We start from the raw sequence: 13078 nt of genomic DNA, 5'->3' as shown, positions 1-13078 counted from the left end.
CCCTATGAAAGCGGGTAGTTTCCCCTTAAACCCTTTTTTATCCCACTTCCGGCAGCATCCCGGCTGCAATCAATACCTGCACCAGAATAATTACCACCCCACAGCCAAACACAACGCACAGCAGCGGTTTTCCTCCCGCCACGCGATATCCCTGCTGAGGATGCTGCTGGCGGCTCTTCCACGCCAGCAGGGAAGGGAGCAGCAGGGCCAGGATAGAGAGCGCCACCCCTGCGTAGCCCAGCGCCATCACAAACCCGCGTGGGTAAAACAGCGCGAACGCCAATGGCGGCAGGAAGGTGATGGCCCCCGTCTGCAACCGTCCGGCCGCGGTATTGCGACGCTGGAACAGGTCGGCCAGATAATCAAACAGGCCGAGCGCCACGCCCAGGAACGAGGTTGCCAGCGCCAGGTCGGCAAACAGGTGTACCGCCAGCTCCACGTGCGGGGAGGTAACAACCTCGCGCAGTGCCAGCAGAAAACCGTTCAGGCCAGCGTGTTGCGCCATCAGCCCAATAAAGGTCGAAGAGTCAATGCTGCCCAGCGTCACCAGCTGCCAGAAAATATAGGCGATCAGCGGGATCGCGCTGCCGATTACAAAGACGCGACGCAGCTTGCGGATATCGCCGTTCATATAGCTGACGATGCTCGGCACGCTGCCGTGGAAGCCAAACGAGGTGAAAATGACCGGGATCGCGGAGAGCGCCAGCCCTTTTTCCAGCGGCAGCGTCAGCAGGTTGACCTTGTGCACGTGCGGCGCCAGCAGCACTAGCATGATAATCAGGAAGAGAATTTTGGCGCTGAACAGAAAACGGTTGAACAGATCGACCAGCGATGTCCCCACGCAGACCACGCCGCCGCCGATGAGCGCAAAGAAGATAGCCCCCGTCGCCGGGGTAATGTCAGAGCCAAACCAGTCGTTGACGCTGGAGGCGATGAGTTCCCCGGCGCCGCTGATATAGGCGGCGGTCAGGGCGTACATCAGGAACATCATGCTAAAGCCGGTTATCCACTGGCCGTAGCGTCCCAGATAGCGCGCCGCAAGCGAACCCAGACCGGTGTCGGCTGGCACGTGCTGGTAAACCTCAAGCAGCAGCAGTGCGGTGTAACACATCAGCGCCCAGAGCGTGCCCAGCAGCAGCAGGGTCATGCCAAATCCCACGCCCGCGGCTGCCAGGGGCATTGCCAGCATTCCTGCGCCAATCGTCGTTCCGGCGACGATAAAAATACTTCCCAGGGTTCTGTTTCTCACGCTTTCCTCTACAACGATGCTTAACCGCGACAAAATCTGCGGCGCAGAGTAAGGGAAAAGCCGTAACTCGTCAAATCACCGTTACAAGTAGTGTAATGAATTATTTACGAACTACTGGAGCTCTGACCCTTTTTAGGCGCAGGCCTACTTCATAAGGGCAATGTTGCCAGGCGACATTCCGGCGTAACGTAAACAATAAATATAAATTATCAAATTAAGTGAGGGTTTTATGGCAGGGGAGAATCCCTTTACCGCGGCATGGAGCCGGGGAGGTAACCTGTTGTGCCATGGCCACTGGATAATCAGCTGGCAGAACCAGCCCCTGATACTTCCCGAGTCCCGTCGCGAAAAGGATATGGGCACCTGGGCAATCTATTCGATTATCGATCCTGAAGATGAAACCTTTGCACAGGGCTTACAGGAAGATGAGTGGATCGTTGAGAATGTCGACTGGTTAACGGATATGTTCTTCGAGGTGGGGATTCCGCTGGAGACGTCCAGCTACCGCTATTTTTACCAGGCGGTGAATCCCCATGACTGGCGCTGCACCAGCTGTGCGGGATGTATGTAAATTAACGCGGTGCCGGAAACCGGCACCGCGCTGAAATTAATTCTGCGTATCGAGAGTGGAAAGTTCTTTATCAATAAAGTAAAGACCTTCGCCGGATTTCCCCACCAGAGATAATTTATCCAGTACGGATTTAAACAGCTTCTCTTCTTCGTGTTGCTCAGCGACGTACCACTGCAGGAAATTAAAGGTTGGATAATCCTGGCTGGTCATCGCCGCATGGACCAGTTCGTTAATTTTCTGCGTGATCAGCTGCTCGTGCTCGTAGGTGGCGCGGAACAGTTCATCGAGAGAATTATACTCAGCGAAAGGTGATGTCACGGTTTCAATGCGCGGCAGGCTGCCCGTATCCGTAAGATAATCAAACAGACGCTGCATATGGGTCATCTCTTCCTGAGCGTGACGACGCAGAAACGCGGCCGCACCTTCGAAGCTGTGGTAACTGCACCAGGCGCTCATCTGCTGGTAGAGCAGGGATGAAAAAAGCTCAAGGTTCATTTGTGCGTTGAGCTTGTCGATCATTTCAGTTTTCAGCATGGTGACGCTCCGGATTATTATTTCTGGTTCACAATGAGCGACACTATAATTTGTTATTTAATTATTTGCAAAACGTAAAATTTTTATTTTATTTATTTAAAATACGAATGGGAATAAAACGCATTGGCGATTTTTATAATTTATTAATGAGAATTGTTTTTGTTCGTAATGAAATATACTGCCAGCAAAAGCTGGCAGCGTTGATTAATACCAGGGATTATTTGACTTAGGGTTAACGGCGTAACCCTTACATTTATACTGGATAGTCACGCTCTCGTTCAGGCACAAAGAGCCGCTCGTCAGGGTACAGGTTTTGATGGGCTGACCATAGGCTGAAGCGGTGGCATACCCCATGCTCTGACACGCTTTTGCCGCCGTGCCGTTATTCACATACTCATCGGAATACGCATTTTGCAGCGCTGCCTGGCCGTAATCGAGGCGGACGATGCCGTTCGGCGCGTCGAGGCTGCTGACTTCAGCCTGGCGGTTGATACTACACCCCGCGAGCAGCAGGATTGTGCCGGCTACAATGACTCTTTTCATGGTTCGCTCTGAGTGGATGGAAATATCTTATCGTACCCGCAGATGCCCGCTGCAATGCCTGGAATAGCCGGACAATCTGCCCTCACTCTTCGCAACGGGTCAGAGGGGAGTGCTATCAGGCCAACCCCTTATAAAAATGTGATGAGCATCACAAAATAATTGATTTTTGTGATAATGGTCATATTATAGGCACGTTGACAATAAAGTTGTATAACAAGTTAATGGAGCATCGTCGTGAAACTGCGCAAAATCCTGAAAAGCATGTGGGCCAATTACTGCCGCACGTTCAAAGACGTGCCGCCAGGCGCCATGTTCTGATTAAAAAAACCTGCTTCGGCGGGTTTTTTTGTACCTGCAGGCGATGAAGGGAAGATGTCAGGGGGCGTGTTTTGCTACTATGGCGGCCTTTAAATAAGGAGAAAGCCCATGTCACAAAACCTGAGCGCCGATCAGGAACTGGTCTCTGACGTTGTCGCCTGTCAGCTGGTTATCAAACAAATCCTTGATGTTCTGGACGTGATTGCGCCGGTTGAAGTGCGCGAGAAGATGTCTACGCAGCTGAAAAACATCGATTTCGCCAGCCATCCTGCTGCCGCTGACCCGGTTACGCTTCGTGCGATCCAGAAAGCTATCGCGCTGATTGAGCTGCGATTCACGCCGCAGGGTGAATCCCACTAAAACAGGGGTAGGGGCGACGGCACGTGTCGCCCTTTGAAGCGGTTAAAAGAACGTCTGGACCAGCAGGTAGCTCGCCGCGCACGCGCAGCTTACCCCAATCAGCCCTGGCAGAATAAAGCTGTGGTTGATGATAAATTTGCCGATGCGGGTGGTGCCTGAGCGGTCAAAGCCGATGCAGGCCAAATCACTGGGATAGGTCGGCAGGACAAAATAGCCGTAGGACGCCGGGAAAAAGGCGATCAGCATTTTCGGGTCGATGCCGAGCATGAGGCCCATTGGCGCAACGGCCGTCAGCGCAGCCGCCTGGCTGTTCACCAGTTTTGACACCAGAAACAGCACAATGGCATACGTCCACGGGTGGCTCTTCACCACGCCTTCCAGCGCCAGCTTTAACTCGTCGAGATGCGCCTGAAAAAAGGTATCGCTCATCCACGCCACGCCGAACACCGAGAAGATCGCGACCATACCGGCCTTGAACACCGCGCCGTTGGAAATCGCCGACGCATTAACCTTACAGGCCATCAGCATCACGGCGCCCGCAATTAACATCATCATCTGAATGACAAGGTTCATCGACAGCGCCGTCATTTTGCCTTTCACCTCAAAGGCGGGGCGCAGGTCAGGGAATGCCCCCAGCAAAACGACCACGGCAATACCGGCAAAGAAAATCCACGTGGACCAGTAGGCCTGTTTAGGGAAACGCTGATTCATTAACGTCTCCGTACCGCCGTAAATAAACTCGCGCTGCTTAGGATCTTTCAGCTTTTCCTGAAACTCTATGTCGTCAGCCAAATCTTTCCCACGGCGTAAACTCCACAGGGCCGCAATGGCTACGCCGAAAAGCGAAGCGGGAACCGACACGGCGAGAATTTCCAGGATCCCCCACGCGTGGCCGATCCCATGCTGGGCCGCCAGGATAGACACCAGCGACACAACGGCAACGGAAACGGGGGAAGCCGTAATCGCCATCTGTGATGCCACCGACGCCACGGCCATGGGGCGCTCGGGGCGGATCCCTTTTTTCAGGGCGATATCCGCGATGATGGGGAACATGGTGTAGACCACATGCCCGGTGCCGCACAGAAAGGTCAGCATCCAGGTGGTGAAAGGGGCGAGCAGGGTGATGTGCTGCGGGTGTTTGCGCAGCAGACGTTCGGCAAACTGCATCATGACGTTGAGGCCGCCCGCAGTCTGCAGCGTAGCCGCACAGCCAATCACCGCAAGGATGGTCAGCATAACGTCAACCGGCGGTTTACCCGGTTGCAGACCAAAGACAAAACATAAAATAAAAAGACCAATACCGCTGATTAACCCAAGCCCCATACCGCCGAAACGCGTACCCGTCAGCAGGCAGAGGAGAATGACAACAAACTCAATGGTGATCATGATACTCCCTCGTCAATGATTATGTAACTAAATAAATCATCACACGTTGTGTGGTTAATCATTGGGAGCCAGATCTGATTTGTTAAATTTCAGCAAAAGCAGAAGGTTGGAGATGGGAGGGGGGCCTGCTCCCCGGGACGGAAGCAGGCCAAAACTCAGTGGTGCTGGACCGCCACAATGTCGAGCAGATGACGGTCGGTTTGCTCAGGACATAAACCCGCCTGCTGCGCATTATGGATCTCATCCGCCAGCGTCTTCAGCAGCATGCCATCCTGCTGCTGCTCTTTGTCCATATCGCGTAAGAATTTGAGCGTCGTAATATCCTGCTGCGCTTTGGCTTCATCGGCAAGTTTGCTGAGCGTGCTGCAGCGTTGCTCGTACTCTTCAAGCGTTTTCTGAAACAGTTCTTCCAGGCAAGAGTAGTTTTCGTTGATCCCATCAAGGGCTTTAACGACAGGATTTGCCCCTGCGGCTTTCAGAAAGTTAAAGACACGCATCATATGGGTGACGTTACTTTGCGCCTGAGAGCGAAAGAATGTGGCAGACCCCGTAAGGCTATTCTCGGCACACCACGCACTTAAGTGAAGGTGCAGATTCGAGGCGTAGAACTCAAGGTTCATCTGCGCATTAAGTTTTTGCATCATCGTTTGGGTAGCCATACTCATATCCTTATTGACTGTGGGACGTGATGTCCGTTGCGTAACCTGAGCGCCAGGCAAATACGAAGAGAAGAGCAGAAATAGACATTCTGCCGTGACCGAAGTCGACCGAAATTCACTTCCTGTGTTCGATATAAATAAGCATACCCTTGTATTGGGTCTAAGAAAACTCTTAATCAGACTATATTTACCATACATTACAAAGTTTAATATAGTACAGAAATACAATTAGCTCGCCATGAATTGAATGTGACTTAATGGCCTAATAATTAACGGTTTTTATCTTGAGGGCACACTGTTACTCTTTCGAAAATATTAAGTTGGAATATTACTCCGGGAAAAGGAAAAATACGGATTAATCATTTCGAATATATGATGTGTCAATAAAATTGCGCTAAATCAAATTCTGCGGAATAACGTTTTTTCAGGTGCGTTGTACATTCGTGATGAAAAACATGTTGAAGCCCTTAACGCCAGGTGCCGTTTTGTCCGCTGAGAGGCATCAGGGATATCTTGGCTAATCTTATGGATAATTCTGCTTAACCCTCTTCTATTTGTCTGACAAATTCTGCCTTTTTTATGTCATTTTTCGCTGAATTTATGTACGCAATTACTGTAATTCTGCGGTGTGATGGGGCTCTCTTATGGATGATTAATTTCCCGCTAAAACTATCACCAGCAATAACGCTTATGACGAGGTAAGCGCTAATGCCTTGTTTTAAGTCCGATTAAATAAGAAGCACGCACTTATTCCCTACAGAAAAGATTGCTAAAGCTGGAGTTTACCATGCACAAATTTACTAAAGCGCTGGCGGCCATCGGTCTGGCTGCCGTTATGTCACAATCCGCTATCGCTGAGAATTTAAAACTCGGTTTTTTGGTAAAACAGCCCGAAGAGCCCTGGTTCCAGACTGAGTGGAAATTCGCAGATAAAGCCGGGAAAGATTTAGGTTTTGAAGTCATTAAAATCGCCGTGCCTGACGGCGAAAAAACCCTGAACGCCATCGACAGCCTGGCGGCCAGCGGTGCAAAAGGTTTCGTTATCTGTACTCCGGATCCAAAGCTGGGGTCGGCAATCGCGGCGAAAGCGCGCGGTTACGATATGAAGGTCATCGCGGTTGACGATCAGTTCGTTAACGCCAAAGGCAAGCCGATGGACACCGTCCCGCTGGTCATGATGGCGGCGACCAAAATCGGCGAACGCCAGGGCCAGGAACTCTATAAAGAGATGCAAAAGCGCGGCTGGGATGTCAAAGAGACAGCGGTAATGGCTATCACCGCTGACGAGCTGGACACCGCCCGTCGTCGTACTACCGGTTCAATGGATGCGCTGAAAGCGGCTGGCTTCCCGGAAAAACAGATCTATAAAGTCCCAACCAAATCCAACGATATCCCGGGCGCTTTCGACGCCGCGAACTCTATGCTGGTCCAGCATCCGGAGGTCAAACACTGGCTGGTGGTCGGCATGAACGACAACACCGTGCTGGGCGGGGTGCGCGCGACGGAAGGCCAGGGCTTCAAAGCGCCTGACGTGATCGGGATTGGCATCAACGGCGTTGACGCCGTCAGCGAGCTGTCCAAAGCGCAGGCTACCGGCTTCTACGGTTCTCTTCTGCCGAGCCCGGACGTTCACGGCTACAAATCCAGTGAGATGCTCTACAACTGGGTAACCAAAGGGGCCGAACCGCCGAAATTTACCGAAGTGACCGACGTGGTGCTGATTACCCGCGACAACTTCAAAGAGGAGCTGGCGAAAAAAGGGCTGGGCGGTAAGTAATACGCTGTGATTGTGCCCCTCATGCATCGTGAGGGGCCAGACGTACACACTACAGGAATCACGGAGACGTTATGCGACAGTCTGATCCGTATCTCTCTTTTCGCGGCATCGGGAAAACTTTCCCCGGTGTTAACGCGCTGACCGATATCAGCTTCGACTGCTATGCCGGCCAGGTTCACGCCCTGATGGGGGAAAACGGCGCGGGGAAATCCACGCTGTTGAAGATCCTCAGCGGCAACTACGCGCCTACGACCGGCACGCTGGCCATTCGCGGCGAAGAGGTGGCGTTTGCCGATACCACGGCGGCGCTCAATGCCGGGGTGGCGATCATCTATCAGGAGCTGCACCTCATTCCCGAGATGACCGTGGCGGAAAACATCTATTTAGGACAGCTCCCGCACAAAGGCGGTGTGGTAAATCGTTCGCTACTTAATTATGAAGCGGGGCTGCAGCTTAAACACCTGGGTCTGGATGTCGATCCCCAGACGCCGCTGAAATATCTCTCCATCGGCCAGTGGCAGATGGTTGAAATTGCCAAGGCGCTGGCGCGTAACGCCAGAATTATCGCCTTCGATGAGCCCACCAGTTCGCTCTCTGCGCGTGAAATTGAAAATCTGTTCCGCGTGATCCGCGAATTGCGTCAGGAAGGCCGTACGATTTTGTATGTCTCGCACCGCATGGAAGAGATATTTGCCCTGAGCGACGCCATCACCGTCTTTAAAGACGGGCGCTATGTGCGCACCTTTACCGACATGCAGCAGGTTAACCATGACCAGCTTGTTCAGGCGATGGTCGGACGCGAGCTGGGTGATATTTATCACTGGCAGCCGCGTCAGTACGGCCCTGAACGCCTGCGTCTGGACAGCGTCAAAGCGCCGGGCGTACGCACGCCGATTTCGTTATCCGTTCGCAGCGGCGAAATTGTCGGCCTGTTTGGTCTGGTGGGGGCGGGGCGCAGTGAATTAATGAAAGGCCTGTTCGGGGGAACCCGAATTACCGATGGGCAGGTTTCTATTGACGGTGAACGGGTCGATATCCAGAAACCGGCCCACGCGATCAGGGCGGGCATGATGCTCTGCCCGGAAGACCGTAAAGCCGAGGGGATTATTCCGGTACATTCGGTACGCGACAACATCAATATTTCCGCTCGCCGCAAGTTTATTCGCGCAGGCTGCCTGATAAACGATGGCTGGGAGTCGAGCAACGCCGACCACCATATTCGCTCGCTGAATATTAAAACGCCGGGTCCGGAACAGCTGATCATGAATCTGTCAGGCGGAAACCAGCAGAAGGCGATTTTAGGCCGCTGGCTGTCAGAAGATATGAAGGTCATTTTGCTGGATGAGCCGACGCGCGGTATCGATGTGGGGGCAAAACACGAGATTTATAACGTGATCTATGAGCTGGCAAAACGCGGCGTGGCGGTGCTCTTCGCCTCCAGCGATCTGCCGGAGGTGCTTGGCGTGGCCGACCGCATTGTGGTGATGCGTGAAGGCGAAATTGCCGGTGAATTGCTTCATGAACAGGCGAATGAACAACAGGCGTTGAACCTCGCCATGCCTAAAGTCAGCCAGGCTGTCGCCTGAGTAAGGAGTTAATGATGTCCTCTGTTACTACATCCGGAGCGCCGAAGTCGAAGTCGGCGCTGAGTTTTGGACGTATCTGGGATCAGTACGGCATGCTGGTGGTCTTTGCCGCGCTGTTCCTCGCCTGCGCGATCTTTGTTCCTAACTTTGCCACCTTCATTAATATGAAGGGGCTGGGGCTGGCCATTTCCATGTCCGGGATGGTGGCCTGCGGGATGCTGTTCTGCCTGGCCTCCGGCGATTTTGACCTGTCGGTGGCGTCGGTGATTGCCTGTGCGGGCGTCACGACGGCAGTGGTGATCAACATGACGGAGAGCCTGTGGATTGGCGTTCTCGCCGGTCTGCTACTCGGCGTCATCAGCGGTCTGGTGAACGGTTTTGTTATCGCACGCCTGAAGATTAACGCCCTGATCACCACGCTTGCGACGATGCAAATTGTCCGCGGGCTGGCCTATATCATCTCCGACGGTAAAGCGGTGGGGATTGAAGACGAGCGCTTCTTTACCCTGGGTTACGCCAACTGGCTGGGGCTGCCTGCGCCAATCTGGCTGACCGTGGCCTGCCTGATCCTGTTCGGCTTCCTGCTCAACCGGACCACCTTTGGCCGTAATACGCTGGCGATTGGCGGTAACGAAGAGGCCGCCCGTCTGGCCGGGGTACCGGTGGTGCGAACCAAGATTATTATCTTCGTACTCTCAGGGCTGGTTTCTGCCGCCGCGGGGATTATCCTGGCTTCGCGTATGACCAGCGGCCAGCCGATGACCTCTATTGGCTACGAGCTGATCGTCATTTCGGCCTGCGTTTTAGGGGGCGTTTCCCTCAAGGGCGGCATCGGAAAAATCTCATATGTGGTGGCCGGTATCCTGATTTTAGGCACGGTGGAGAACGCCATGAACCTGCTGAACATTTCGCCGTTCTCGCAGTACGTGGTTCGTGGTCTGATCCTGCTGGCAGCGGTGATTTTCGACCGTTACAAGCAAAAAGCGAAGCGTACCCTGTAACCCGTTTCCCCGTCTTTTATTGCTCAACTTATAACCATAGTTGACCCCTTAACCGCCCCGCCAGTTTTACTGGCGGGGCGGTTGTCAAATGGCGAGCGACGTCACACTGTCTATACTTACATGGCTATGAAAGAGGTAAAGGCGTTTACCTCTCGTAAACCGTAAGGAGGAAAAGGGTGGCTGACATGTTAACCGCACCGCCTGTACTGCCCGGACACTATGCTTTCTTTTTCGATCTCGACGGCACGCTCGCCGGGATAAAACCGCACCCTGACCAGGTGTCTATTCCGGATGCGGTGTTACAGGATTTGCATCAGCTCTCGCTCATGAACGAGGGAGCACTGGCATTGATATCAGGGCGCTCAATGGCCGAGCTGGATACGCTCGCCAGTCCTTACCACTTTCCGCTGGCCGGTGTACACGGAGCGGAGCGCCGCGACATCCATGATCACACGCATATCGTTTCACTCCCTGACGCACTCACGCAAACGCTCCAGAAGCAGCTTTCTGCTGCGCTGGAAGCGCTGCCTGGCACCGAGCTGGAAGCCAAAGGCATGGCCTTTGCCCTGCATTATCGTCAGGCGCCGCAGCATGAGGAGGCCGTACTGGCGCTGGCTCAAACGGTCGCGAATGCCCATCCACAGCTGGCGTTGCAGCCCGGCAAATGCGTCGTGGAGTTAAAACCGAAAGGGATTAATAAAGGCGCGGCCATCGCCGCGTTTATGGCGTCGCCGCCTTTCAAAGGGCGAACGCCCGTTTTCATTGGGGATGACCTGACCGACGAGGCCGGGTTTCGCGTGGTGAATCAGGCCGGAGGGATCGCCGTCAAGGTGGGGCCTGGTGACACTGTTGCCGAATGGCGGCTGGCGGATGTCGCCAGCGTCTGGCAGTGGATATCTGACATCGCTAACCAGCAACAACAACAAATAGCGCAAAGCAAAGGGGGAAACCATTATGGGTCGCTTAGTCGTCGTCTCTAACCGAATCGCACCGCCGGATGATAAAAAAGCCAGCGCGGGTGGCCTGGCGGTAGGGGTGTTAGGTGCCTTAAAAGCCGCTGGCGGGCTGTGGTTTGGCTGGAGTGGAGAAATCAGTGAAGAAGAGAAACCGCTCAAAAAGGTGACGCGCGGAAACATTACGTGGGCTTCATTTGCATTGAAAGAGAAAGACTATGATGAGTATTACTCGCAGTTCTCAAATGCCGTCCTGTGGCCTGCGTTCCACTATCGTCTTGATCTGGTCAAATTCCAGCGTGAATCCTTCGAAGGCTACTCGCGCGTAAATGCGCTGCTGGCGGATAAACTGCTGCCATTAATAGAGGAAGACGATATTTTATGGATCCACGATTATCACCTGCTGCCCTTCGCGAGAGAGCTGCGAAAGAGGGGGGTGAATAACCGGATTGGCTTCTTCCTGCACATTCCTTTCCCGACGCCGGAAATTTTTACCGCGCTGCCGCCGCATGAAGAGCTGCTGGAGGCGCTGTGTGATTACGATTTGCTGGGCTTCCAGACCGAAAATGACCGCCTCGCGTTCCTTGACTCCGTGTCTGGCAAAGCGCGTCTGGTGCCCAAAGGCGGGAAAACCCATACGGCGTGGGGGAAAACCTTCCACACCGAGGTCTATCCTATAGGGATTGAACCTGACGAAATCGCGGAGCAGGCTTCCGGCCCGCTGCCGCCGAAGCTGGCGCAGCTTAAGAATGAACTCAAGCACGTGAAAAATATCTTCTCGGTTGAGCGCCTTGATTATTCCAAAGGGCTGCCGGAACGCTTCCTGGCGTATGAAACGCTGCTGGATAAATACCCGCAGCATCACGGGAAAATTCGCTATACCCAGATTGCGCCGACGTCGCGCGGTGAGGTTCAGGCCTATCAGGATATTCGCCATCAGCTGGAGACAGAAGCAGGGCGCATTAATGGCCGCTACGGCCAGCTGGGCTGGACGCCGCTCTTTTACCTGAATCAACACTTTGACCGTAAGATCCTGATGAAGGTCTTCCGCTATGCGGACGTTGGGCTGGTCACGCCGCTGCGCGACGGGATGAACCTGGTGGCGAAAGAGTATGTGGCTGCCCAGGACCCTGCCGACCCGGGTGTTCTGGTGCTTTCCCAGTTTGCCGGGGCCGCAAATGAGCTCACGTCGGCGCTCATCGTTAACCCTTATGACAGGGATGACGTGGCTAACGCGCTGAATCGCGCCCTGACAATGCCGCTCACGGAACGTATTTCCCGCCACGCTGACATGATGGAAACAATCCGGAAGAACGATATTAACCACTGGCAGGCGCGTTTTATTCAGGATCTCCGGGATATCGCTCCGCAAAGTCATGAAGGCGATCTGCAAAAAAAGATCGCGACCTTCCCTAAACTTGCCTGATTTACTGCTGGGGGGCTAATGCCCCCCAAGCGGCACTAACAGCACATCGACCTGGCTCGACGCGACAATAGATTTCGCCGCGCAGGCTGCCCGCGATAAAAAGCTGTGGTTATGGTTCCCGCAAATCACTAAATCTATATTTTGTTTACGACACATATCGAGAATATGGGCGTTCAGTTCCCCGGTCGCAATAACGGTCTCATAAACAGGATATTGTGCCTTTTCCACTAATTCGCGCAGAAATTGCTGCGTTTCCTCCTGCAGAACCTCGCGAATATCCTCCAGCATGGGCGCGGCCAGCTGATTATACATCTCTGGCTCAGCGGCGAGCGTGATGAGGCTGATGCGGGCATTGTGGGGTCTGGCAATGGAAACTGCCCGGGCGACGAGCTGATGGCTTTCGGGGGAAACTGCTACAGAAACAAGAAGATGGGAGTAACTCATGGCGCACTCCTTTGATGTCTGAAAGACAGCGTTTAACCACCTTTACCGCGAAATCTCCGGTTCTGCAAGAGCAGATTACGACATTAGTGTGAAGCTTATCATAATTATTCATTAATTATTCTTATAAGAAGAATAACTGAAAAATGCGCCTAAATGAAAAAAATTAACAACTTAACGTAAATCACACAAATTCACGCCTTGACTGTTAAATCGTTTTGACCCGTTACAAACTCATTTCGAATGATCACGTCCTGAAACATATTTTTTGTGC

The 13078-nt window shown here is 53.3% G+C and carries 14 protein-coding genes; 8 read left to right on the top strand and 6 right to left on the bottom strand.

What is annotated here, in order from left to right; translation table 11 throughout:
- Positions 1–37: 37 nt before the first annotated feature.
- A complete protein-coding gene (gene tyrP, locus NI40_RS13925) occupies positions 38–1249 on the bottom strand; it encodes a tyrosine transporter TyrP (RefSeq protein ID WP_039263770.1) in 1212 nt (403 codons plus the stop codon).
- A 229-nt stretch (positions 1250–1478) separates the two neighbouring features.
- Between tyrP and NI40_RS13920 the strand changes: the two genes are divergently transcribed.
- Positions 1479–1820: a hypothetical protein gene (locus tag NI40_RS13920; RefSeq protein ID WP_039263769.1), complete on the top strand. Its 342-nt coding sequence runs from the start codon at positions 1479–1481 to the stop codon at positions 1818–1820.
- 36 nt (positions 1821–1856) lie between these two features.
- Here the strand turns inward: NI40_RS13920 and ftnA are convergent, their stop codons facing one another.
- Both ftnA and yecR read right to left on the bottom strand, forming a co-directional pair.
- Entirely contained in the window at positions 1857–2354 is a 498-nt protein-coding gene (ftnA, locus tag NI40_RS13915; protein ID WP_023336146.1) for a non-heme ferritin, read from the bottom strand.
- Positions 2355–2558: 204 nt separating this feature from the next.
- On the bottom strand, positions 2559–2897 hold the full coding sequence (gene yecR / locus NI40_RS13910) for a YecR family lipoprotein (protein ID WP_039263768.1): 339 nt from the start codon (positions 2895–2897) through the stop codon (positions 2559–2561).
- Positions 2898–3131: 234 nt separating this feature from the next.
- On the opposite strand from yecR, the gene azuC reads away from it, so the two are divergent.
- Together azuC and NI40_RS13905 are read left to right on the top strand one after the other, a co-directional pair.
- Positions 3132–3215 carry a stress response protein AzuC gene (gene azuC, locus NI40_RS23955; protein ID WP_014884364.1) on the top strand — a complete coding sequence of 28 codons (84 nt, stop codon included), beginning with the start codon at positions 3132–3134 and terminating at the stop codon, positions 3213–3215.
- 108 nt (positions 3216–3323) lie between these two features.
- The gene (locus NI40_RS13905) at positions 3324–3575 is read left to right on the top strand and encodes a DUF2766 family protein (RefSeq protein WP_008500405.1); all 252 of its coding nucleotides are present in this window, start codon (positions 3324–3326) and stop codon (positions 3573–3575) included.
- Positions 3576–3617: 42 nt separating this feature from the next.
- Here the strand turns inward: NI40_RS13905 and NI40_RS13900 are convergent, their stop codons facing one another.
- Both NI40_RS13900 and NI40_RS13895 read right to left on the bottom strand, forming a co-directional pair.
- The gene (locus NI40_RS13900) at positions 3618–4961 is read right to left on the bottom strand and encodes an anaerobic C4-dicarboxylate transporter (RefSeq protein ID WP_039263767.1); all 1344 of its coding nucleotides are present in this window, start codon (positions 4959–4961) and stop codon (positions 3618–3620) included.
- Positions 4962–5116: 155 nt separating this feature from the next.
- Complete coding sequence (locus tag NI40_RS13895) at positions 5117–5620, bottom strand: non-heme ferritin-like protein (protein ID WP_023312270.1); 504 nt, start codon at positions 5618–5620, stop codon at positions 5117–5119.
- Between the two features lie 787 nt (positions 5621–6407).
- Here NI40_RS13895 and araF point away from each other — a divergent pair.
- The 5 genes from araF (at position 6408) to otsA (ending at position 12363) form a co-directional block, all read left to right on the top strand.
- Positions 6408–7397, top strand: a complete 990-nt coding sequence (gene araF, locus NI40_RS13890; protein WP_003859687.1) for an arabinose ABC transporter substrate-binding protein AraF — start codon at positions 6408–6410, stop codon at positions 7395–7397.
- A gap of 71 nt (positions 7398–7468) precedes the next feature.
- Positions 7469–8983, top strand: a complete 1515-nt coding sequence (gene araG / locus NI40_RS13885; protein ID WP_029742192.1) for an L-arabinose ABC transporter ATP-binding protein AraG — start codon at positions 7469–7471, stop codon at positions 8981–8983.
- 14 nt (positions 8984–8997) lie between these two features.
- Positions 8998–9984 carry an L-arabinose ABC transporter permease AraH gene (gene araH / locus NI40_RS13880; RefSeq protein ID WP_029742191.1) on the top strand — a complete coding sequence of 329 codons (987 nt, stop codon included), beginning with the start codon at positions 8998–9000 and terminating at the stop codon, positions 9982–9984.
- Positions 9985–10160: 176 nt separating this feature from the next.
- Positions 10161–10964 carry a trehalose-phosphatase gene (gene otsB, locus NI40_RS13875; protein ID WP_039263675.1) on the top strand — a complete coding sequence of 268 codons (804 nt, stop codon included), beginning with the start codon at positions 10161–10163 and terminating at the stop codon, positions 10962–10964.
- The gene (gene otsA, locus NI40_RS13870; protein WP_039263674.1) at positions 10939–12363 is read left to right on the top strand and encodes an alpha,alpha-trehalose-phosphate synthase; all 1425 of its coding nucleotides are present in this window, start codon (positions 10939–10941) and stop codon (positions 12361–12363) included. The genes otsB and otsA overlap by 26 nt, the downstream gene beginning before the upstream one ends.
- Before the next feature lie 15 nt (positions 12364–12378).
- Here the strand turns inward: otsA and uspC are convergent, their stop codons facing one another.
- Positions 12379–12807 (bottom strand): universal stress protein UspC, encoded by a 429-nt coding sequence (uspC, locus tag NI40_RS13865; RefSeq protein ID WP_023312265.1) that lies wholly within the window; start codon positions 12805–12807, stop codon positions 12379–12381.
- Positions 12808–13078 lie beyond the last annotated feature (271 nt).

The organism is Enterobacter sp. E20, assembly GCF_000801755.2.
Lineage (GTDB): Bacteria > Pseudomonadota > Gammaproteobacteria > Enterobacterales > Enterobacteriaceae > Enterobacter > Enterobacter asburiae_B.
This window is presented reverse-complemented; position numbering and strand designations above follow the sequence as displayed.